This window comes from Lentibacillus sp. JNUCC-1, assembly GCF_009741735.1.
Classification (GTDB): domain Bacteria; phylum Bacillota; class Bacilli; order Bacillales; family Amphibacillaceae; genus Lentibacillus_B.
Map to the genome: position 1 here is coordinate 1,246,228 of NZ_WHOH01000001.1, position 24,160 is coordinate 1,270,387.

The following is a 24,160-nucleotide window of genomic DNA, read 5'->3' on the forward strand; positions in this document are numbered from 1 at the left end:
TATCATACATTATAATCAAAGTACATACGATTATGCCAAGAAAAAGCACGTATATTTTTTGTTTTCCCCACTTATGATGAAACCTATGATCCCAAAAAGAAAAGCCTGGAATATGGAACTGTTTTTCCAGGCTTTAAAAAATATAAATTACATGTTTCGGCGATATTGGCCGCCAACTTCGTATAGTGCACCGGTAATTTGGCCAAGGCTTGCGACTTTGACCGTCTCCATCAGCTCTTCGAAAATATTGCCGCCTGATGCTGCGGTTTTCTTAAGCCGCTCCAGAGCAGCTTCTGTTTTGTCGCCATGTGTTTCTTGGAAAGCCTTTAACTGAGTAATCTGTTGTTCTTTCTCTTCTTTGGATGCCCGTGCCAACTCCATGGCATTGATCTCATCTTCTGTCGGCGGATTTGGATTCAAATAGGTATTCACCCCGACGATCGGCAGTTCTCCGGAATGTTTCTTTCCTTCATAATACAAGGATTCTTCCTGGATTTTTCCGCGCTGGTATTGTCTTTCCATCGCGCCAAGAACTCCACCTCTGTCATTCATGCGTTCAAATTCCTGAAGGACAGCTTCTTCGACAAGATCTGTGAGCTCTTCGACGATAAACGAGCCTTGCAGAGAGTTTTCGTTTTTAGTCAAGCCCATTTCCTTGTTTATGATCATCTGGATCGCCATCGCACGGCGCACAGATTCTTCTGTCGGTGTTGTAATCGCCTCATCATAAGCGTTTGTGTGCAGGGAATTACAATTGTCCTGAATGGCAATCAGCGCCTGCAAAGTCGTCCGGATATCGTTGAAATCAATTTCCTGTGCATGCAGTGATCTCCCGGAGGTCTGAATATGGTATTTCAGCTTCTGACTGCGCTCGTTTGCACCATATTTATCTCGCATCGTAATGGCCCAGATCCGTCGGGCCACGCGACCAATGACGGTATACTCCGGATCAAGTCCGTTTGAGAAGAAAAATGACAAGTTCGGCGCAAATTTGTTAATGTCCATGCCGCGGCTCAAATAATATTCCACATATGTGAACCCGTTTGCCAATGTGAATGCAAGCTGTGTGATCGGATTGGCCCCCGCTTCAGCAATATGATAGCCCGAAATAGAGACAGAGTAGTAATTGCGCACTTCTTTGTCAATAAAGTACTGTTGAATGTCTCCCATCATTCTCAGTGCAAATTCCGTCGAGAAGATGCACGTGTTCTGACCCTGATCTTCCTTTAAAATATCTGCCTGAACCGTGCCGCGGACAACCGAAATGGTTTCGTTTTTGATCGTTTCATATTCTTGATCAGAAGGCTTGCGGCCGTTTTCTTCTTCAAACAGCGCCACTTTCTGGTCAATCGCTGTATTGAAAAACATCGCCAGGATAATAGGAGCCGGACCATTGATGGTCATAGAGACAGAAGTTTTCGGATCGGTCAGATCAAATCCTTCGTACAACTTTTTCATATCTTCAAGTGTACATATGTTGACGCCACTCTCGCCGACTTTCCCGTAAATATCCGGCCGATGTGCAGGGTCTTCGCCATACAATGTCACAGAGTCAAATGCAGTGGACAAACGCTTGGCTTCCTCCCCTTTGGATAGATAATGAAAGCGGCGGTTCGTTCTGTCAGGGGTCCCCTCACCGGCAAATTGACGTGTTGGATCTTCACCTTTTCGTTTGAAAGGAAAGACGCCTGCTGTAAACGGAAAGGCGCCTGGGACGTTTTCCCGCATCAGCCAGTTAAGGCGCTCGCCCCAGTCGCTGAATTTCGGATACGCAACTTTTGGTACTTTAAGTCCTGAAAGGGTTTCAGTTGTCAGATCCATTGTGATGTCTTTGTCACGGATCTTAAACGTCATGGTGTCCTGCTCATAGCTTTCTTTTGTTTCATCCCAGCTGTCAAGCAGCTTCTTTGAACGCGGATGAAGCTGTTCTTCATATGTTGCAACCGTTTCGTCAATTGCCGCGGCCGCCTCGTTGCTGTCCAGGATCGATTGAGCACCTTTAAGCTGATAGAGTTTCCGTGCGATGGCGCTTTGGTCTTCAGTATGTTTATGATAACCGCGCACATGCTGAGCAATCTCCTGCAAATAGTGGCGTCGCTCGTTCGTGATGATCAGATTTTGCTTTTCGGCAATGACGTGCCTGTCAAAGTCTATTTGGTTTTCCCAGCCGTAGCGGTCGTTCAGTGTATCAATGATGCTTGCAAATAAGGCATTGGTTCCAGCGTCGTTAAATTGACTGGCAATGGTGCCGAATACTGGAAAGGCTTCTTTATCCTGATGGAAGAGCATATGGCTCCGCTCATACTGTTTGCGCACCTGGTTGAGCGCATCCTCAGAGCCTTTTTGTTCAAATTTGTTAATGACAATAAAATCGGCAAAATCGATCATGTCGATTTTTTCCAGCTGTGTGGGGGCACCGAATTCTGCTGTCATGACATACATCGACAAATCGGTAATATCAGTTACGGCTGCGTCCCCTTGTCCAATACCGCTCGTTTCGACAATGATAAAATCATAGCCCGCTGCCCGAACAACGGTAATCACGTCTTCAATCGCACGCGATAATTCTGACCTCGAATCTCTTGTGGCGAGCGATCTCATATAAACACGGTCCGAGAATATGGCATTCATGCGAATCCGGTCTCCAAGCAACGCTCCACCTGTTTTGCGTTTGGTTGGGTCGATGGAAATGATCGCCACTTTCTTGTCAGGGACTTCATTGATAAAACGCCTGATCAATTCATCTGTCAAAGAGCTTTTACCCGAGCCACCTGTTCCTGTGATTCCAAGAACAGGCGCGTTGTTGGATTGTTCTCTTAAATCTTTTAAAACCCGCTCCCGATCTGCTTCTTCTGTTTCCTCGTTTTCCATATACGTTATAAAACGGCTGACAGTCTGACGGTCGCTTTTTGCCAATTTCGCCTTGTCTTTTTCAAGGTCAACTGGGGGCAGAAAATCGCATAATTCAACAATGCGGTTGATCATGCCTTGCAGACCCATTTCCCGGCCGTCTTCTGGTGAAAAGATCCAATCGATGCCATAGTCGTGAAGTTCCTTAATTTCGCGCGGTATGATCACCCCGCCGCCGCCACCAAAGATCTTAATGTGACCAGCATCCAGCTCCTGCAAGAGATCATACATATACTTGAAATATTCGACGTGCCCACCCTGGTAGGATGAAATGGCGATCCCCTGAACATCTTCCTGGATGGCCGCATGAACCACTTCTTCAACAGAGCGGTTATGGCCCAGATGAATCACCTCAGCACCGCTCGATTGCATGATCCGTCTCATAATATTGATTGATGCATCATGACCGTCAAACAAACTGGATGCCGTCACAAAGCGGACTGCATGGACCGGTTTGTAAACTGTTGTTTCTTGCATGAAACCTCTCCCCTTTGTTTTCTGTTAATTTTAATAAGTCATTTATCCCGTCAGATTACTCGCTTCTTCCTCTTCAAGCCCAAGTGATTTGAACAGATAGTGAATCTGCCTGTCGATATAGGCCTCCAGCGTAAATTGGTTATGGAGCATCCAGCGCCGGAATCCCCACATCTGACCTTGAATGAATATATTGTTGGCAATTAAAGAGACATCTCTTTTCGGCATATCCTCGGGCAAACAGGCGATCATCACCCGTTCAAGCATCGCCACCATATCGCGTTCTTTTTGCAAAACGTATGATTTGGTTTCTTTAGAAAGCGATTTAGCCTCCTGATACATAATCAAAATTTCTTCCTGCATCTGATCGACCAAATGAAAATAGGACGACACAACCGCAGCCAAATGACTGACCGAAGCATTTTCAAAATCAATGGCTTCTTCAAGCCGCTCATGCACCTGTTCATAGATCGATTCACAGACGAAATACAGCACATCTTCTTTCGTGCGGATATATTCATATAAGGTGCCGATACTGAATCCACTGGCCTTTGCAATTTCACGGGTGGTGGTCCGGTGAAACCCTTTTTCCTTAAACAGCTTGAGGGCGCCCTGAATCATCTGGGCCCTTCGTTTGGCAACAAGCTGCTCATCTTTTACAGATGAAAGGGACGATTCATTGCTCATGTGCGCTCCCTCCTGTCTCTTTCCATTTGGCATATAGGCGCTTGGCTGTACGATAAGGATCTGTCGTTTCAGAAAATCCTTCCTCTGGGGGATGGTGATCGACAAAAGCTGCCACATCACGCCAAATTTCTTCCCTGATCAGCTCATAAACTTCGAATCTCAGCTGATCTTCGCGCTTCCTTCTGCCTGCTTGTGTTTGATATAAATAGTCATGATGAGCATCTACAGCTGCAAGCAACTTATCGATGCCTTTGTTATCGGTGGCGATCGTTTTAATAATGGCCTTTTCATGCTCATGCGTCGCAGTGATCATGACAAGTTCTTTCAACATCGCTTTTAATTTGCCAAAACCAGGCAGATCGGCTTTATTGATAACGAAAAGATCAGCGATTTCCATAATCCCAGCTTTAAAAATTTGCAGCACATCACCACTGTTTGGTGTGAGCACAACCGCTGTTGTGTCGACAATTTTCATAATATCAAGTTCTGATTGGCCAACACCGACCGTTTCAACGATGACCACATCAAACCCGTAAGCATCACACAGTCTGAGTGCGTCTTTCGTTGCACGGGCGAGCCCGCCGAGACTGCCGCGGGTCGCCATGCTGCGAATAAAAACACCCTCATCGGTGAAATGTTCATGCATGCGCACCCGGTCCCCAAGGAGAGCACCGCCACTGAAAGGACTTGTCGGGTCAACGGCAATAACAGCCACTGTTTTGCCCTGTGCCCGCAAATTGGCTATCAGTCTATTGACAAGAGAACTCTTGCCGGCCCCGGGTGACCCTGTGAGCCCTACAAGCCTTGCTTTGCCTTGAAGCTTGAACACGTCGCTCAGCATGTCAAGCTTATCCGGCGCATCATTTTCGACCATGGTAATCGCTTTAGCAAGCGCGCGAACGTCTTTTTGGGCAATTCTTTCCACTATAGGATGCATAGAAGCCATCCTTTCTCCAGGCACTGAGCTGCAATTCCGCTCGTTAAGCCTTAAGTTATTTCGTCAGCATACGTCCGATAACAAGACGCTGGATTTCATTTGTACCCTCATAAATTTGTGTAATCTTGGCATCGCGCATGTAGCGTTCAACCGGATAGTCTTTCGTATAGCCATAGCCGCCAAAGACTTGAACGGCTTCAGTTGTAATGCGCATCGCTGCATCTCCTGCAAACAGTTTTGACATTGCAGAAGCTTTGCCGTATGGCAGGCCTTCTGATTCGAGCCAGGCCGCCTGATAGGTTAATAGACGTGAAGCTTCTATTTCAGTTGCCATATCAGCTAACTTGAAAGAAATTCCCTGATTGTGGGCAATCGGCTTTCCGAACTGCTCACGCTCTTTCGCATAATCGACTGCTGCATCCAATGCGCCTTGTGCGATCCCAAGCGCCTGTGCGGCAATACCGTTGCGCCCGCCATCAAGGGTGGACATGGCAATTTTAAAGCCATCACCTTCTTTCCCGAGCATGTTCTCTTTCGGGATCCGACAATTTTCAAATATAAGTTCTGTTGTCGGGGATGACCGAATGCCAAGCTTCTTTTCTTTTTTCCCGAAACTGAAACCTTCAGTGCCTTTTTCTACGATGAAGGCACTGATGCCGCGGTGCTTGGCATCTGCATCTGTCTTCGCAAACACGATATAAATATCACCGACGCCGCCGTTAGTGATCCATACTTTACTCCCGCTCAAAATGTAATCATCACCATCTTGTTTGGCGACAGTTTTCATCGAAGCCACGTCACTGCCTGCTCCTGGCTCTGATAAGGCATAAGCACCAAGAGCTTCCCCTGTGGCCAGCCGGTGAAGGAAGTTTTTCTTCTGTGATTCATTGCCGTATTTAAAGATCGGCCAGCTGGCAAGTGATATGTGGGCCGACAAGGTAACACCTGTTGATGCACACACACGGGACAGCTCTTCAACTGCAATTACATAGCTGACATAATCTGAACCAATGCCACCGTACTCCTCCGGCCAAGGAATTCCTGTCAGTCCCAGTTCAGCCATTTTGTCAAAAATCTCTCTATCAAAACGCTCTTCTTCATCACGTTCTGCCGCTGTAGGCTCCACCTCTTTCTTAGCAAAATCCCGAACCATTTTCCGCAGCATATTCTGTTCATCCGTTAATTGAAAATCCATATCAAACTTCCTCCTTAAATTGACAGTAGCTCATTTTAATAAAGTCCAACATCACTTGTAGCAGAGACGTGATTTCCGCTGCGGGAAGTCGCTTTAACTTTATCACAGCTCAAGTGCGACATCTGTTCAAGAAGACCACTTTCACAGTGTCTTCTAGCCTCGGGCACGGCTTCAGCCTCCTTGCCCCGGCAAGGGGTATGTCGACGTTGTCCGCAAAGGACGGTCTTAGTCGACCCTCCTTAATGTCCTCGCTCCGGGGTCTTCGGACTCGTGCTGTTCCCGCAGGAGTCGACTTCCCTCCGCTCCAATCACTTTATGTAATACAGTGGCTTGGACGATTTTACTCACATAAGAGTTAGAGAATAACCTCTCATACCTAGCTTGGGGAAAACACGGAGACTCCTGTGGGAGAAAAAGCCTAGATGAGACCCCGGAGCGCGCAGCGCGAGGAGGCTCATCAGCGCCCACTGGACGCGGAGTGTTTTCCCCGAGCGGGGGAGGCAGTAGCAAGCTGTTTAGCCCAGCAATTGTTTCGCTATGACGAGATGCTGGATTTCGTTTGTGCCTTCGTATATTTCGGTGACTTTGGCATCACGGAAAAAGCGCTCCATCGGATAATCTTCGGTATAGCCGTAGCCACCATACACTTGGAGTGCTTCGATAGCGGTCTTGGTTGCTGTTTCAGATGCAAACATCTTCGCCATTGAAGCTTGCTTTCCTGTAGGTTCACCGCGTCCAACCATTGCTGCAGCGTTATAAGTCAGCAACTTGGCCGCTTCAACCTCTGTGGCCATATCTGCAAGCTTAAATGAGATGCCTTGGTTATGCGCAATTGACTTACCGAATTGTTCCCGCTCTTTCGCATAGGCAACACCGTGTTCCAATGCAGCTTCAGCAATGCCAAGTGCCTGAGCTGCAATCCCGATTCTTCCAACGTTCAAGTTCGCCATCGCAATCTTGAACCCGTCACCTTCTTCACCGAGCATCTGTGATTTCGATACACGACAATTATCAAATGTCAGCCCTACTGTTTGAGAACCATGAAGCCCCATTTTTTTCTCCTGTTTGCCGATGACAAATCCAGGCGTGTCTTTTTCGACAATAAATGCACTGATGCCTTTACTTCCGGCACTTTCACCTGTTCGAGCGAAGGTAATGTATGTGTCCGCCACTCCGCCGTTAGTGATAAACGCTTTTTCACCTGAAAGCAGATAGTCGTCCCCATCTGCTTTGGCGCGTGTTTTCAAGTTGGCCACATCTGAACCCGCTCCAGGTTCTGTCAGAGCAAAGGCACCAAGATATGTACCAGATGCCAGTTTTGGAATGTAATGCTTTTTCTGTTCTTCTGTGCCAAAGTACAAAATTGGGTTGGTGCCGACTGATGTATGAACCGACAGCATAACCCCCAAGGCAGCGCTGACCTTGGATAATTCATGGATTGCGATAATATAGGACGTAAAATCCATGCCGCTGCCACCATATGTTTCTGGAACGGGTACACCCATTAACCCGAGTTCTCCCATTTTAGCAATCAATTCTTTCGGAAAACGATCTTCTTGTTCCATGCGTTCCACTTCCGGCAGCACGTCTTGTTTCGCAAAATCACGCACCATTTTTTGCATCATCTGTTGTTCTTCAGTAAATGTAAGCTGCATCTGCAAGCCTCCTCAGCCGCGCTGTTTGATGATTAATCATAAGTGTAGAAGCCACGACCGGACTTTTTGCCGAGCCAGCCAGCGTTGACGTATTTTCTGAGCAGTGGACAAGGTCTGTACTTGCTGTCTTTAAACCCTTCGTGCAGAACTTCCATAATGTATAGGCACGTATCCAAACCAATAAAATCAGCAAGTGTCAATGGCCCCATAGGATGGTTTGTACCCAGCTTCATAACCGTATCCACATCTTCCGGTGTTGCAACGCCTTCATAGACAGTATAAATGGCTTCGTTAATCATAGGCATTAAAACCCGATTCGACACAAATCCTGGGGAATCGTTCACTTCCACAGGGGTTTTTGACAAGGCATGCGTCAATTGTTCAATTATCTTGTAGGTCTCGTCACTTGTCTGCAAACCGCGAATGATTTCTACCAGCTTCATGACAGGGACTGGGTTCATGAAATGCATGCCAATGACCTGATCCGGACGATTCGTTACAGCAGCAATTTCCGTAATTGGAAGTGCAGAGGTATTGGTCGCCAATATGGCATGAGCAGGGGCGTGGGTATCCAGCTCCTGGAACACGCTTGTTTTAACTTCAATTTTTTCCACAATCGCTTCAATAACGACATCGCAATCCTTGGCATCTTCCAGTGTGTTGGAAGGTTCAAGACGCTCAAGCGCTGCGTTTTTATCCTCTTCAGTGATGCGTTCCTTTTCAACAGCTCGGTCCAAACGCTTCCCAATGCCTGAGATGCCTTTTTCAAGGGCTGCTTCATTCATATCGTTTAAATAGACGTTGAAGCCGGACTGGGCGCACACTTGTGCAATTCCAGCACCCATTTGTCCTGCACCAACGACCATGATGGTTTTTGGTTCCATGTGTTTGCCTCCTCGGATAATTGTTTTACTGTTGCGGAACTTCGATCATAACCGCATCGCCTTGTCCGCCGCCGCTGCAAATAGCAGCAATACCCAGACCGCCGCCACGTCTTTTCAGTTCATGAATCAGTGTTAAAATAATCCGTCCGCCACTTGCTCCAATTGGATGGCCAAGTGCAACGGCACCGCCATTAACATTGATTTTTTCCGGGTCAATACCAGCAATTTGACCGCTGGCTAGGGATACTGCCGCAAAGGCTTCGTTGATCTCAAACAAATCTATCTGGTCAACCGTGTGACCTGTCTTCTCAAGTAATGTGTTAATGACAAGACCTGGTGTTTGCGGGAAGTCTTTTGCTTCAACGGCGACTTCAGCATGACCAACGATCGTTGCCAAAGGCTTTTTACCGAGCTTTTCAGCTGTTTCATCAGCCATCACAACAAATGCTGCTGCACCGTCATTAACCCCAGGTGCGTTGCCTGCTGTGATTGTGCCATCTTTGTCGAAAGCAGGACGAAGCTTTGCGAGCACATCTGTTGTTGTGTCTTTACGCGGCGCTTCATCTGTATCAACTACAACAGGATCCCCTTTACGCTGCGGAACTTCAACTGGCACAATTTCTTCTTTAAATTTACCAGTCTCTGTTGCTTGCACAGCGCGCTGATGACTGCGGTAAGACCACTCATCCTGTGCTTCCCGGGTCAGTCCAAATTCATTTGCTGTACTGTTGCCATACGTGCCCATATGTACACCGTTGAAAGAACACGTAAGACCATCATGAATCATCATATCCTTAACCGTTTTATCCCCCATCCGGTGTCCCCAGCGTGCGTCAGGCAGAAAATACGGTGCATTTGACATGCTTTCCATACCGCCGGCAACAATGGTGTCTTCATCGCCAAGCCGGATCAACTGGTCTGCAAGCGTCACACTGCGGAGTCCGGATGCACATACTTTATTAATGGTTTCTGTTTTGACTGACCACGGAATTCCCGCCTCACGTGCTGCCTGTCTTGATGTAATCTGACCCTGCCCGCCTTGGAGCACATGGCCCATAATCACTTCATCCACATCTCCGCCATCAAGAGCAGCGCGCTTCAAAGCTTCTTTAATGGCAATCCCGCCCAGCTGCGGCGCCGTCAAAGCCTTCAAAGACCCTCCAAACTTACCAAAAGGCGTCCGTGCACCCGATACAATAACTGACTTACGCATAACCCTCATCCTTTCAAATTTAAAATTTATTTATAGCAAATAACCTTACCAATATCATTTAGCTTCCTCGTATTACTGACAAAAGCATCTTAAACATCAAATAATACAAACTGCAAACTAGTGAGAATCTAAATCTAACACAATAAAAACAACCTCACTTACTTAACTAAGAGGGACAAACAACAGCCATAATGAGAGGCTCGTGATTTGCGCTGCGGGAAGTCGCTTTAACTTTATCACAGCTCAAGTGCGACATCTGTTCAAGAAACCCACTTTCACAGTGTCTTCTTTGCCAAGAGGCCTGCAGGACGCAGGTCGTTCGATGTTGGCGCAGGACGCGCCGGTTTTAATCGAACATCCCCTAACGCCTCCTTGCCCCGGCAAGGGGTGTGTCGACGTTGTCCGCAAAGGACGTTCTTAGTCGACCCTCCTTAATGTACTGCACTGGACCCATAAAATTGGACACTCGGTTTTATGCATTTAACTCAAAGAGCTTACGATAAGCTACTGGGGTTTTTCGATTTAATCTTGATTTGATTCTTAAATGATTGTAGTAATAAATATAGTCTTCCAGTTCTTTTTTAAAGTGCTCAATGCTGTCAAATTCCTCTAAATACAGGAATTCATATTTTAGTATCCCAAAAAAGTTTTCTATGACGGCATTATCATAACAGTTCCCCTTGCGGGACATGCTTTGTGTAATGTTATGTTGCTCGAGCTTTTTCCGATATCGGGGGATTCGATAATGCCAGCCCTGATCAGAATGAATTAACAGTTCGTCGCTGTCCTTTTTGTGTTCCAAGGCTTGATCTAACATCTTTTCCACCAGATCGAACGTAGGCCTGTTTTGAAGTGTGTACGTAATGATTTCCCCGTTGAACAGGTCCAATACAGGTGAAAGGTACAGTTTTTCGCCAAACAGCCTGAATTCCGTTACATCAGTAACCCATTTTAGATTCGGCTTTTCTGCTTTGAAGTTACGCTCAAGAACGTTTGGTGCTGCCTTGCCTGATGGGCCTTTATACGACTTGTATTTTTTCATTCGGACGACACAATGGATCCCGAGCTCTCTCATTAACCGAAGTACTTTTTTTTCATTTATTTCATGGCCTTTTTCTTTAAGGACATCTGTTATGCGACGGTAGCCAAGACGGCCTCTGTGTCGGTGATAAATAAAATTAATTCTTCTTTTCCACTTGCGATCAGGGTCCGGTTGTTTTAAAAGATTGACGTTGTAGTAATAAGTGTTTCTTTTAATACCTGCAACCTTTACAAGCTTACTCACCGGGAATTTATGCCTTAGTTCAAGTATTACTTTTGTTTTGGTTTTGTTGGTGATTGGTCTTCTTGAACCAAGGCTCTCAACTTTTTTAAATAAGCATTCTCCATACGAAGGTATTCGAGCTCTTTTTCCATAGCTTCTATTGATTGATTCTCAGGTTCCTGCTTGTTCTTTTGAGTGCGAGAATTCATAACAGAAGGCCCTTTCTTGATTCAAGGGCATCTTCTCCACTTTTCTCCCACTTTTTCCTCCACCTTCGAACCATAGAAGGATCAGGTATATGGAAAATGGCAGATGCCTCTCGAATGGAATAATGCGTTTCATTAATGAATTCTATTACCTTTAGTTTAAAGGCTCTCGAATAGTTTGTATAGGGAAAATCAAATGCCTTATCACCATGGTGTTGAAATAACAACACCCAATACCTAATCACAGATTCATCAATGTTGAGTTTATTTGCCAGGTCTCGGTAACTGAACTTTCCGCCCACATAGTCTTTAGCTATTTGTAACTTAAAAACTTTGGTAAACTTGGACATTTTTATACCTCCTAATGTTGGATATGGTGTCCAACATTAGGGGTGCAGCTCAGTACTCGCTGCGGGGTCTTCGGACTCGTGCTGTTTCCGCAGGAGTCGACTTCCCCCCGCTCCAATCACCTATTTTATATAGTGGCTTGGACGGTTCTACTTAAGAAAGCCAGTAGGAGGGTGAGCGCCACTCAACTAGCTCGGGGAAAACACGGAGACTCCTGTGGGAGCAAAAGCCTAGATGAGACCCCACAGCGCGCAGTAGGGGAAGGAAGGCTAAAACCGCGACGTCCTGTCGCAACGCCTTCATGACCCACATCCTGTGGGCCCGAGGCTCATCAGCGCCCACTGGACGCGGAGTGTTTTCCCCGAGCGGTTGCCAGAAGCAGTCATTCAAGTTTTCATTAGATCATGTTGCATCGCAGTTTAAGGTAATGTTCAGATTTATCAACTGTCTTCGGCCTAGAAGCTCCTATATTTAGATGTAAGTTATTTAGTTGAAACCGCTTACGATTGTTCGATTGAACGTTCGCTCAGGTTATTGTTTTAAAGAAGGAGGGGTGTTGTGCGCCCCCTCTTTCTTGTATTCTATCATACTCTTATATACAAAACCGAATGGCAGTCTCTTAAGCTGTTTTTTCCTCGTCTTCGGTAAAGACGGACAATGCAAGAATTTCAGCAACGTCCATGGTGCTGATGTCTTCTTCAACATCTTTGGCCTTTGTTCCGTCACTGAGCATCGTCAGGCAGAACGGACAAGCACTGGAAATCATTTGCGGTTTAACAGCTAAGGCCTGTTCAGTTCTGGAAACGTTGATGCGGTTTCCAGTAGTTTCTTCTGCCCACATCAGACCGCCACCCGCACCACAGCACATACCGTTCTCTTTAGAACGTTCCATCTCTACAAGTTCAAGACCTGGAATGGAGGTCAGGATTTCCCTTGGCGGATCATAGACCCCATTATAACGCCCCAGATAACATGAATCATGGTAGGTCAAGCGCTGGTTAATGGCACGCTCGGGCTTGAGTTTACCTTCTTTGACAAGGTCAAACAGCATCTGCGTATGGTGCAGCACTTCTGCTTCATAACCCAAATCAGGATACTCGTTCTTGAAAATATTATAAGCATGCGGATCGATCGTTACGATTTTCTTCACATCATGTTTATTAAACTCTTTAATGTTCTTCTCGGCAATCTCCTGAAACAAGAATTCGTTGCCGATCCGACGGGCTGTGTCGCCTGAGTTCATTTCTTTGTTTCCTAGAATGGCAAAGCTCACGCCTGCCTCATTCATCAGCTTTGCAAACGCAAGAGCGATTTTTTGACTGCGGCTGTCATAAGATCCCATTGAACTGACCCAGAAGAGGTATTCAAACGATTTGTCTTCTTTCTTCAGTTCTTTAACCGTTGGGATATAAACGGATTCATCTTCTTCACGCCATTTGATACGGTCTTTTTTCGACAGTCCCCATGGATTGCCTTGACGTTCAATGTTCATAACCGCACGCTGGATATCAGAGTCCATTTTTCCTTCGGTCATGACCAGATAACGACGCATATCAATGATTGTGCCCACGTGCTCATTCATCACCGGACAGGCATCTTCACAGTTTCGGCATGTGGTACAGCCAGCGAGTTCCTCTTCTGTGATCACATCCCCAATCATACTGGCTGCTTCTACCGTTGCAGCTGCTTGACCTGCTCCGGCAGCTGCCAGATTGCCTTTTGTCTGGTTAAATGCATATGTCGGCACCCACGGGGTTTTGCCAGTGACTACTGCCCCTTTTTCCGTCAAATGATCCCGAAGTTTGATCATAATGTCCATCGGAGAAAGCATTTTACCGGTGCCTGATGCCGGACAAACATCTGTACAACGTCCGCACTCAACACACGCATAGAAGTCGAGCATTTGGAACTGATCAAAGTCCTCTACTTTTCCGGCACCGAAAGAAATATCCTCTTCGTCGCCTTCTTCCATGTCTTCCAGATCAAAGTTGAGTGTTTTGAGTTTACCCGGTACGCGCTTCGACAAAAATACGTTGATCGGCGCGGCAATCAGGTGGGCGTGCTTGGATTGCGGCACGTATACCAAGAAAGACAAAATTGTAATGGTGTGGATCCACCAGAACACAAAGAACAGCACCATTGCAGCCGTTCCGCCTATCCAGCTGGTTCCAAGCGCAATTAAGCTGGCCACAGGTTCTGTCCAAACCGGATCATGACCCTGCCAGACAAGAAGCATGCCATTACCAAGTAAGACTGAAAGCATGAGTGTCCCAATGAACAAAAGTACGAGACCGGCTTTGAAACCGCGCTTCAGACGCACAAGCTTTTCCACATATCTCCGGTAGAAAGCCCAGACCACGGCGACAAGGATCATGAGTGTCACCAGCTCCTGGAAAAATGTAAAACCCGGATACAATGGTCCGAACGGCAAATGACTGCCAGGCGAAATGCCTTTAATAAACATGTCAATGGCGCCAAATTGAACAAGTAGAAAGCCATAGAACATCATGACATGTATAGCCCCTGATTTCTTGTCCTTCAATAACTTTGATTGCCCGAACACAATGGTCCAGACGCGCTTCAAACGCATTTTGATCTCGCCGTCAAACTCTGACTTCTGTCCAAGTTTGATATAGGCAAGCCGTGTGGTGACAACTTTTCCAAACAAATACAAGCCATACAGCGTGATCGCAATAAAGGCCAGTAAGTTAATGATTAAAAATGTATCCATTCCCGCTCCCCCTTGTGTATGATCGTTCGCTATGATAACCCTTTCATTTTCCTCTGAAATATAATTGCTTTCTATAACACTTATATACTACTTTAAATGTGAATGATCATTCAGTCAACACTAAACTGAAGAAATGACAGTTGTCAGACAAAATACCGGTGTCCTTCCTGACAGAAGGCGCACCGGCCAGTTCATCATTTACATTTTTTCGGGCGCACTGACTCCGAGAAGTTTCAGCGCGTTGGCAATGGTTTGTTTGACTGCTTTCATCAGAGCAATCCGTGCATGTGTCAGCTCAGGATTGTCCGCATCAAGCACTTTTTCTGCATTATAAAAACTGTGCAGAGCTGATGCCAGATCGAACACATATTGTGTCAAGCGCTGAGGAGCGCCTTTCTCTGCCGCTTCAGCAATCACTTGAGGAAACATTCCAATCCGTGTGAGTAAGTCTGTTTCTTTTTCGTTCGTTAACAGGCTTGCATCAAAAGGTCCGTTCGCTTCAAAGCCTTTGTTGACTGCTTGTTTCAGCATGGTGGAAATTCGGGCATGGGCATACTGAACATAGTAAACTGGATTTTCATTTGTTTCTGACCGGGCCAATTCAATGTCAAAATCGAGTTGAGACTCATTGGAACGCATGACGAAATAGTATCGAACGGCATCTACACCGGCAACCTCGATCAGTTCACGCAATGAAACGGCTGTTCCGGCACGCTTGCTCATTTTGACCCGTTCACCTTTATCCACAAGGTTAACCATCTGAATAATCTTCACATCAAATTTCTCAACAGGATAACCGAGTGCCTGAATTGCCGCACGCATGCGCGGAATGTACCCATGATGGTCTCCGCCCCATACGTTGATCACTTTGTCATAACCGCGATCATATTTGTATTGATGATAAGCAATGTCTGGGGTCAGATACGTATAGTTGCCATCCTGTTTGATAAGTACACGGTCTTTGTCATCACCGAATTCACTCGATTTAAGCCAGACTGCACCGTCTTTTTCATAGGTGAAATTGCGCGCCTTGAGCTTTTCCAGTGCTGCTTCAACTTTCCCGTCATCATACAGGCTTTGTTCCGAAAACCATCTGTCAAAGTGAACACGGAACTGGGCCAGATCTTGTTCCAGCTTGTCCAGTTCAAACTTCAATCCGTATGACTTGAAAAAGGCAAGCCGTTCAGACGGATCTGCATCTACCCACTGATCCCCGTATTCTTTGTATAATGTGTTGCCAATGTCAACAATATCGTCACCTCTATACCCGTCCTCCGGTATGTCCATTTCGACGCCATGCGCCTGGAAGTAACGTGCTTCCACTGAGCGAGCGAGATTGTCAATCTGGTTACCGGCATCATTGATGTAATACTCGCGGTCTACATCATAACCGGCAGCAGCAAATAAATTACACAGTACATCTCCGAATGCGGCATGACGGGCGTGGGCAACATGCAGATCACCAGTTGGATTGACAGAAACGAACTCCACTTGAACCCGTTTGCCGCCCCCCGCATTCGTTCGTCCATAGTCAGGACCCGCTTCAATTACAGTCTCTACAACATCTCCAAGGTAATCCTGTTTCATGAAAAAGTTAATAAAGCCCGGACCGGCAATATCAACCTGGTCGATTGAAGCACCGGACGTACCAAGGTTTGCAACAATATCTTCGGCAATTTGCCGTGGTGGCTTTTTAGCAATACGCGCCAGTTGCATGGCCATGTTTGTCGCATAGTCTCCGTGTGCTTTTTCCTTTGGCTTTTCCAAAACAATTTCCGGCATGTTCTCATCATCTGTTAAGCCAGCATCAAGGACAGCTTGTCTGATTGCTTGTTTTAATGTGTCTTCTGTCTGAGCCAATACGTTCATGTGGCTGCCTCCTCTATTTATACTACCTTTCTTCCTCCTGACCGTTATCGCTGACGAGCAACACTTCTAGCTGCTGTTGCCGAGGCTCTTGCCCGTTCAATTTAACAGCATAATCTACTGTCAGATGCCCCGCGTCCTGATCATAGTGAATGGTTTGTGTGTCTGTTTCCATATGTATCGTTCCATACGGGTGCCGCAGCACGTTTTCCGTAGAACGTTCTGTGGAAAATTGCTGATGCATCGTCATGGCACCGGTTCGTTTTATGCTGACCTTATCAGATTGAATCGTCAGCATGTTTTTAATCACGCCTTCTTCTGTGTCCTCTTCAAAGATCACCACATCTTTTATGCCCTTTTGATAAAGGCTGCCCTTTGCTTTTGTTGTATGATACTCCAGCTGCCCTTGGTCATCCAGTGCTGTCCGCAATTCAATCGCTACTTTCAACCCTGTCCCTCTCTCCCGTATGTATAATACCTTATTATACCGATAAACCTTGCCCGGAATCAATCACTAACCGTTTTTTTACATGATGGTGTTTAATTATGACGGGTTGGTCCCATAATGGAGATAAACTTTGAACGTTATCATAAACGTGATGGAGACCTTGCCCATGAAGAACCAAATATTAAAAACCTTAAGGATAACCATACTTGGGTTGGCAGGACTTGGCATTATCAGTATTGCCACCATTTACCTTATTGCATTCATTCTCGGCCCACCCGACATTTCAACACAGGAAAAAACGCGCTACTACGATCGTACAGGAGATGTCATTGGTGAAGAACACGGCCTGAGAGAGCAATTCCATACAGCACTTGAGGATATACCCCCAAGTGTAATTAATGCTGTGATCGCATCTGAAGATCAGCGATTTTACAAACATGGCGGGTTCAATCTCAAACGTATTATCGGCGCTGCGATTGCTGATTTGAAAACACAGTCGCTTAAAGAAGGCGCCAGCACCATTACGCAGCAATATGCCCGTAATTTATATTTATCCCATGAGAAGACATGGCAAAGAAAACTGTATGAGGCTTTTTACACGATCCGTCTTGAAATGCACTATGACAAAGACACCATTCTGGAAGGTTATCTGAACACGATCTATTTCGGACACGGGGCTTATGGTATTGAAGCAGCCAGTCGGCATTTTTTCGATCATCCTGCAGAAGATCTGACACTAGCTGAAGCGGCGATGCTAGCTGGCATTCCAAAAGGGCCTTCCTATTACTCCCCATTTAACAATTACGCCAATGCGAAAAAACGGCAGGAACATATTCTCAATCAGATGCATGAAGAAGATTTCGTCTCAAAACAAGCTATGTTTCTCGCCCAGCGCGCTCATCTCGATTTCCGGGACCCTGAACAGGCTTCCGAAGAACGTTTTGCGCCTCATTTTCTGGATACAGTTTTAAAAGAAGCAGCCCATATTCTGGAAATGGATCCCGAAATTATACGATCTTCAGGTTATAAGATTCACACAACGCTAGACAGCGCCCTGCAGCAATCACTCATTGACACCGCCCAAAACACCATAGCGACAAAAAGTGATATCGAAACAAGTGCGATCGCTATGGCACCTGAGAGCGGTAGTATCAGAGCCTTAATTGGGGGCAGGTCATATGATGACAGTCAGTTCAACAGGGCGATCCAGGCAAAACGAATGCCAGGATCAGCGTTTAAGCCGATCTTGTATTATGCTGCACTCGAACACGGTTATAATGCCAAAACCCGACTTGTGAGCAAACCAACAGCATTCAAGATTGATGACGGTGAGGTCTATACACCCAGTAATTTTAACGACTATTATGCGTACGAACCTATCACGCTTGCTGAAGCCCTGGCTGTATCTGATAACATATTTGCAGTGAAAACGAATTTATTTATTGGTACAGACAAGCTTATTCAAGCCGCCCGTAAATTTGGTATTGATCGAGAACTGCCTGAAGTCCCTTCTCTTGCACTTGGAACAGCCGCTGTAACAATGGCGGACATGACCACTGCCTACAGCATGATCGCAAACGGCGGGCACGAGGTGAAGGCCCATACCATTAGCTCAATTGAATCAAAGGATGGCAAGACAGTCTACGAACGGACACCAACTGTTCCTGATGCAGAGCCTGTACTTGATCCCAAGAAGACGTTTATACTATCCAAACTGATGACAGGTATGTTCGACACCAGCCTGAATGTTCATATGACCGTGACCGGTGCTCCGATCGCCGGACAATTATCACGAGAATACGCGGGTAAAACCGGCTCAACTGAGGCAGACCGCTGGATGATTGGCTTCAGCTCTGATCTCGTTACAGGTGTATGGAACGGCTACGATGACAACCGCACACTGAAAAAAGCCAAAGAATCTATGTACGCCAAGCAGATTTGGGCAGACTTTATGGAAAAAGCCCATGCTGGCCAATCCAAGAAAACTTTTCAAGCACCACCAGGCGTAGTCGGAGTGAAAATCGATCCGGAAAGCGGACTTTTAGCGACACCTTATTGTGATACAAGGACGACCTTGTATTTTGAGCAAGGAACAGAACCCAAGCATTACTGCAACGTTCACATGCCAGGTGATCCGCAAAAAGCTCCTAAAGAGAAGGATAAAAATAACGAAAAAGGGATATTTGAAAAGTGGTTTGACGTATTTTTCGGGTCATAGACATGCCAGTTTCTCAAAACTGAGAAACTGGCATCTTGTTATTGTCTTAACCCTTCTACTTCTTTGGCATCTAAACCAGTCACTTCAACTATAAGGTCAATTGATAGGCCTTTTTTAAGCATCGAAGCCGCCACTTCTTTCTTTCCCATTTTCTTCCCTTTCTCTTCTCCAATACGCTTCCCTTTCTCCTCATAGGAAATCGGCAATTCCATAATCTTTTCCATATCTGGCGAATGCTTAACCTTTTCCATCACGATCTTCTCCTCCTTTTCACTTAATGACAGATATCTATCAAAAAAACCGTAAATTAAACGCATTCGAGCTGGATCCAGCTCCATTTTAGACATCATTCGCAGAAATTCAAATTTAACTTGTGTTCTCTCTTTTTCCGTGTAGCCCATCTTGCTTAACAGAGCTGCTGCAGCCGGATTATTGGACTTGATAAAATCACGCCAGTTTGTTTGCTTTAATGGAAGTGCGAGAAAGTTAAACGTCAGGACATGAAAGAAAGGGAACGTCATATCAAATTCAGTCGGCTCCTTCCGCTTATGGTCATAGCTGAACACAGCAATCGGGACAATCGGTTTGCGGTATTTATTGTATAGCATACTAAAATAATGATACATGCGTTCACGAAAGTTGGATTGGGTATAGCTTTGTGGTTCGACATGGATGATGAGAATAACATCTTCGTCCTTCAGTTTGGTTTCCATGACAATATCAAGTCGTCTGGTGTCACCTTCGTGCAGATCAGTGAAGACTTCTTCAGAGATTGGACTCATATGTCGGAAATCAATGTTTTGATGCACATCAGGAAAAAATGCTTCCAGAAACTCTTTGAAAAAAGTGTGGATCAGTTGTTTGAACAACAGGTCATGGTGATGGGCAGTATACGTGGTTTCGTCAGATCGTTCTCTGACACGTTCAATTACTTGCATTTTAACACATCCCTGGGGTGGAATGAAGTTATAACAAGATGTATGTTCTGAAATTACTATAGCATAGAACTTTTAAAAGAACAAGTGTTCTTGTTTAGTTTCCTCAAAAAGTAAAGAAGCCGACAGAATCAAGCAGTGTCCACCTGCTTAAAACGTCGGCTTCTTTAGTGTCCTAGTAAAACATGAGTAGCCCATGTAGATCTATTTTACAAAGTTCTACAGTGAAGTTCAACATTTTCAGCAATTATTCACCATTCGTTCACATTTCAGCCACAAACTCCACCAAAAAACCCGCCCCACCCCATTATCCGTAATCCACGAAGTAAGTAGACGCTACTAATGACAGCCACTAAGCATTTCATATGTTTAAACGAGCACCGTGATTTGCGCTGCGGGAAGTCGCTTTCCGCGGGCACGGCCTCAGCCTCCTCGCTCGCAAAGACCGCTCACTGTGGGGTCTTCGGACTCGTGCTGTTCCCGCAGGAGTCGACTTCCCTCCGCTCCAATCACTTTATGTAATACAGTGGCTTGGACGATTTTACTCACATAAGAGTTAGAGAATAACCTCTCATACCTAGCTCGGGGAAAACACGGAGACTCCTGTGGGAGAAAAAGCCTAGATGAGACCCCGGAGCGCGCAGCGCGAGGAGGCTCATCAGCGCCCACTGGACGCGGAGTGTTTTCCCCGAGCGGTTGTCAGAAGCAGTCATAATATCTTCGCTGGTTCGCAGTTTGTGTCAACTTCAAATCTGATATCTCTTTAATTTTAAAGCCCTGCCGTTAGGTGGCCAGGGCTTGTTTGAGTTCGTCTGTTGAGTTGTTCCACATGGATTCATCGAAGTCTTGCAGGAAGTTACGCAGGAGTGTTTTGGAATGGTCGTCCATGCGGTCGACGATGATTTTGCCTTTGAGTGATTTTTCCATGTTGGTCACGTGTTCTGCCATGGATTTGAATGCGCGTTTGTTAGGACGGTCAACGAGCAGCTCACATGCTCCAACACCTGCATAGTATGGGCCGGTCTCACTTTTTTCCACAGTGACCCAAACAATCCAATATTGCTTTGGATCAGGAACTTCACTTTTGTCCTGCACGTACTTCACACGCCGCTCGATATCACTGCGGGCATGCATCGCGTCCATGTCGACATACGCCGTGTCCTCATTCGGATCCACAATGACGGATGACATATTTTCCAGGCTGATCGACCCTGCGCCATAACCGCCATGGCCATCAACCGAATCGTCTTTAATGATCGTAAAAGATTGTTTTTTCTTACCGGAAGACTGATCTTTATTCATACATGATCCTCCTCTGCTTCATTCACTGTTACTCATTGTAGCATATTTAACCAGAGTGATTCATCAAATGGGCCTTAGTGGGTTAATTTCGCAATCAAAGCCCATGCATCTTCCAATTCTTTTTCAGTATAATTTTGTTTCGGCTTAACGGTATGGATCTTTTCTGCCACTTCTAATCGCGGCAAATCCCTGAAATACAGCATGGTCGCCACCAATTCCAGAAATCGGGCACTTTCATGCTGGAGCAAATCGATATGGGGATGCAGTTCAGGCATATCATGTGTAAACTGTTCCAAAAATCCTGCCCCCTCTTCTGTCATGGCATATTGGTATTGGGTATAATTGCTTTTTATAATTTTGTTTTCTTCTATAAACCCAAGGTTACACAGTTCTTCCATTCTAAGCGACAATTCCTCCGAATACGGACCGAATTTATGAAACGCATATTTTTCTTCAAACGGCATACCGCATGCCTGCAAAATATAAATGATTTTCTGCAGCTTTTTCCGGCCTGCCACGATACCCGCTTCTGAGAAAAAGTGCATCAGCTTAATATGATTACTCAGCATCAACGACAGCTCCTTGTATGTTCAAGATATTTTTAATACGGGCCACGAGGGCAGCATCATCCGCTTTTTCAAGCATATCCATAGGGAAATACAGCTTATGGTCTGTCCGCTTTTTCCCTGAGATGGATTCAACGATATCGGACTGGCGGGAGAGTTCACGCAAGTCGCCGTTTGGCATGAGAAGGTGGATCGGCAAACGCTCTTCTTCCTCCCCTGGCCGGTAAAAGTCATAAGGCAGATCTGAGGATGAATCGACAACAAGATAATACTCGGGGTCGATGCCGGCTTCACGAAACAAAGCGTGTAATTCCATCCACGCATCCAACTGTTTATTCGGATTAAATTCAATATATTTGAATAAACGGCGGTTCATAAATCGTTCGCATAAATCGCTGAGGATTGGATCTGTTTCCTCCTGCCATAACTGAAAATAATAATGCACCACAGCCTCGTCAAGCTTCAAATAGGCCTCCAAATCATGCCGCTCTTCTAAAAACGATATAAAGTGTGTCGGCTCAAGTTTGAAGGTATATCCGGATTCGTACAGATGCTTGGCGCGCTTGAAAATCTTGGACAGGATCACTTCTGCACTCCGGGTCACGGGATGGAAATAGACCTGCCAATACATTTGATAACGGCTCATAATATAATCTTCCACTGCATGCATGCCGGTGGCCTTAATGACGACTTGATCTTCCATCGGTCGCATGACGCGAAGAATCCGCTCCATATCGAAGTGACCATAGCTGACCCCGGTAAAGTAGGCATCCCGCTGCAAATAGTCCATCCTGTCTGCATCGATCTGGCTCGATATAAGACTGACCACAAGCTGATCTGAGTAAGTTTTCGCAATGACGTCCGCAACATCCTGGCTGAACCCCGGTTGGACGCGTTCCAGAATTGCGTTAACATATGTATCTCCTAAAATTATATCTTGGGTAAATTGTTCATGATCCAGTTTAAATACCTTTTCAAAGGAATGAGAGAAAGGCCCGTGTCCGAGATCATGCAACAGTGCGGCACACAAACCGAGCAACCGCTTGTCAGGATCCCAATTCGGCCTGTCGTGGAAATTGTATATAATGCGCCGGACAATTTCATAGACACCAAGAGAGTGGTTAAACCTGCTATGTTCGGCACCGTGGAAAGTCAGATTTGTCGTGCCCAGCTGTTTGATTCTGCGCAGCCGCTGAAATTCCGGTGTGGCGATCAAATCCCAAATGACCCGATCCCTGACATGCACATACCGGTGGACCGGGTCTTTAAATACTTTCTCTTCACTTAATTGTTCATCTTTATATGCCACCTGCATCAACCCGTTTCTGATATGTCCTTATTTTATCGGTCTTTTTGAAAGCATAGATCTAGTATATAATAGAAATGCTGATAGAAAAAGGGGCTGCTGTGTTGTATCCGTTTTTGAGGGCTCCGGAAAGGTACAGTGTGGCCGTTATGACGCAATGGAATAAACTTTTTAAAGAGGAACAGCTTTACAGGGTAATCAACCATATTGATTCAAATACCATCTATCAAAAACCGAATTCGGCGATTGCTTCTTTTGCTGCGGACGATGCCCTGGCGACAGCGATTGCCAAAGGCAGTTCACCGGCAACCATCCGTTTCTGGGTGCACGACAAGACCGTGGTCCTTGGGATTCCTGATGGTCGGCTGCCGCTGCTGCCCGATGGTATAAGACATCTTAATGACAACGGATTTCAGGTGATGATCCGAAACTCAGGCGGACTTGCTGTTGCCTTGGACAAAGGCGTATTAAACATATCCCTCATTTTGTCTGATGCCAGGCACTTATCCATTAATGCGGGATATGAAGCCATGGTTCATTTCATCAAAAAAATGTTCGCTGATGTGACAGATGCGATAGAGGCTTACGAAATCGTCGGATCATATTGTCCGGGTGATTTTGATTTGAGTATAGACGGGCGAAAGTTTGCGGGGATCTCCCAGCGGCGTATTCGGGATGCAGCCGCCGTGCAGATCTACCTCGATGTATTTGGTGACAGTCAACAACGCGCAGAAATGATCAGAGACTTTTACAAGAAAACGCGTGGCAGTGAGGCGACTAAATTTACTTATCCGGACGTTGAACCAGAAGTAATGGGGTCATTGAATGATCTGCTCGGCCTTAACTTGACCATTTCAGATGTTGCTCACCGGGCGCGGACTGTCCTTGCCCAATCAGGGCTCACGGAAACGTCAAACCATGATGAAGCGCTGGAACGGCAGACGTTCGAAAAGCGGTACACCCAAATGCAGGAACGCAATCAAGATATCTTACAGATGCAGAACATCTAAAAAAA

The 24,160-nt window shown here is 45.9% G+C and carries 16 protein-coding genes and 1 pseudogene; 2 read left to right on the forward strand and 15 right to left on the reverse strand.

Features of this window, described 5'->3' with window-relative positions:
• Positions 1 to 147 precede the first annotated feature (147 nt).
• The 11 genes and pseudogenes from icmF to JNUCC1_RS05695 form a co-directional block, all read right to left on the reverse strand.
• Positions 148 to 3,387, reverse strand: coding sequence for a fused isobutyryl-CoA mutase/GTPase IcmF (gene icmF / locus JNUCC1_RS05645; RefSeq protein WP_156644504.1), 3,240 nt, complete (start codon positions 3,385 to 3,387; stop codon positions 148 to 150).
• Positions 3,388 to 3,429: 42 nt separating this feature from the next.
• Positions 3,430 to 4,071, reverse strand: a complete 642-nt coding sequence (locus JNUCC1_RS05650) for a TetR/AcrR family transcriptional regulator (protein WP_156644505.1) — start codon at positions 4,069 to 4,071, stop codon at positions 3,430 to 3,432.
• Positions 4,061 to 5,008 (reverse strand): methylmalonyl Co-A mutase-associated GTPase MeaB, encoded by a 948-nt coding sequence (gene meaB, locus JNUCC1_RS05655; protein ID WP_156644506.1) that lies wholly within the window; start codon positions 5,006 to 5,008, stop codon positions 4,061 to 4,063. The genes JNUCC1_RS05650 and meaB overlap by 11 nt, the downstream gene beginning before the upstream one ends.
• Before the next feature lie 55 nt (positions 5,009 to 5,063).
• Entirely contained in the window at positions 5,064 to 6,203 is a 1,140-nt protein-coding gene (locus tag JNUCC1_RS05660) for an acyl-CoA dehydrogenase (RefSeq protein WP_156644507.1), read from the reverse strand.
• A gap of 515 nt (positions 6,204 to 6,718) precedes the next feature.
• Positions 6,719 to 7,858, reverse strand: a complete 1,140-nt coding sequence (locus JNUCC1_RS05665) for an acyl-CoA dehydrogenase (RefSeq protein ID WP_156644508.1) — start codon at positions 7,856 to 7,858, stop codon at positions 6,719 to 6,721.
• Positions 7,859 to 7,890: 32 nt separating this feature from the next.
• Positions 7,891 to 8,742 (reverse strand): 3-hydroxybutyryl-CoA dehydrogenase, encoded by an 852-nt coding sequence (locus JNUCC1_RS05670; RefSeq protein WP_156644509.1) that lies wholly within the window; start codon positions 8,740 to 8,742, stop codon positions 7,891 to 7,893.
• A gap of 25 nt (positions 8,743 to 8,767) precedes the next feature.
• Complete coding sequence (locus tag JNUCC1_RS05675) at positions 8,768 to 9,955, reverse strand: acetyl-CoA C-acetyltransferase (protein ID WP_156644510.1); 1,188 nt, start codon at positions 9,953 to 9,955, stop codon at positions 8,768 to 8,770.
• Between the two features lie 472 nt (positions 9,956 to 10,427).
• Positions 10,428 to 11,775: pseudogene (locus JNUCC1_RS05680) on the reverse strand (IS3 family transposase).
• Between the two features lie 617 nt (positions 11,776 to 12,392).
• Positions 12,393 to 14,504, reverse strand: a complete 2,112-nt coding sequence (locus JNUCC1_RS05685; protein ID WP_156644511.1) for a (Fe-S)-binding protein — start codon at positions 14,502 to 14,504, stop codon at positions 12,393 to 12,395.
• 198 nt (positions 14,505 to 14,702) lie between these two features.
• Positions 14,703 to 16,373: an arginine--tRNA ligase gene (gene argS, locus JNUCC1_RS05690; RefSeq protein WP_156644512.1), complete on the reverse strand. Its 1,671-nt coding sequence runs from the start codon at positions 16,371 to 16,373 to the stop codon at positions 14,703 to 14,705.
• 22 nt (positions 16,374 to 16,395) lie between these two features.
• The gene (locus JNUCC1_RS05695) at positions 16,396 to 16,818 is read right to left on the reverse strand and encodes a DUF1934 domain-containing protein (RefSeq protein WP_156644513.1); all 423 of its coding nucleotides are present in this window, start codon (positions 16,816 to 16,818) and stop codon (positions 16,396 to 16,398) included.
• A gap of 166 nt (positions 16,819 to 16,984) precedes the next feature.
• Between JNUCC1_RS05695 and JNUCC1_RS05700 the strand changes: the two genes are divergently transcribed.
• Positions 16,985 to 19,036 (forward strand): transglycosylase domain-containing protein, encoded by a 2,052-nt coding sequence (locus JNUCC1_RS05700; protein ID WP_156644514.1) that lies wholly within the window; start codon positions 16,985 to 16,987, stop codon positions 19,034 to 19,036.
• A 38-nt stretch (positions 19,037 to 19,074) separates the two neighbouring features.
• Here the strand turns inward: JNUCC1_RS05700 and JNUCC1_RS05705 are convergent, their stop codons facing one another.
• The 4 genes from JNUCC1_RS05705 to JNUCC1_RS05720 all read right to left on the reverse strand — a co-directional run bounded on the left by JNUCC1_RS05705 (position 19,075) and on the right by JNUCC1_RS05720 (position 23,148).
• Complete coding sequence (locus JNUCC1_RS05705; RefSeq protein WP_156644515.1) at positions 19,075 to 19,974, reverse strand: transposase; 900 nt, start codon at positions 19,972 to 19,974, stop codon at positions 19,075 to 19,077.
• A 780-nt stretch (positions 19,975 to 20,754) separates the two neighbouring features.
• Positions 20,755 to 21,273, reverse strand: coding sequence for a YwhD family protein (locus tag JNUCC1_RS05710; protein WP_156644516.1), 519 nt, complete (start codon positions 21,271 to 21,273; stop codon positions 20,755 to 20,757).
• Positions 21,274 to 21,347: 74 nt separating this feature from the next.
• Positions 21,348 to 21,842, reverse strand: a complete 495-nt coding sequence (locus JNUCC1_RS05715; RefSeq protein ID WP_156644517.1) for a YwgA family protein — start codon at positions 21,840 to 21,842, stop codon at positions 21,348 to 21,350.
• Positions 21,832 to 23,148 carry an HD domain-containing protein gene (locus JNUCC1_RS05720; RefSeq protein ID WP_331713621.1) on the reverse strand — a complete coding sequence of 439 codons (1,317 nt, stop codon included), beginning with the start codon at positions 23,146 to 23,148 and terminating at the stop codon, positions 21,832 to 21,834. The genes JNUCC1_RS05715 and JNUCC1_RS05720 overlap by 11 nt, the downstream gene beginning before the upstream one ends.
• 74 nt (positions 23,149 to 23,222) lie before the next feature.
• Between JNUCC1_RS05720 and JNUCC1_RS05725 the strand changes: the two genes are divergently transcribed.
• Positions 23,223 to 24,155 carry a lipoate--protein ligase family protein gene (locus tag JNUCC1_RS05725; RefSeq protein WP_231746998.1) on the forward strand — a complete coding sequence of 311 codons (933 nt, stop codon included), beginning with the start codon at positions 23,223 to 23,225 and terminating at the stop codon, positions 24,153 to 24,155.
• Positions 24,156 to 24,160 lie beyond the last annotated feature (5 nt).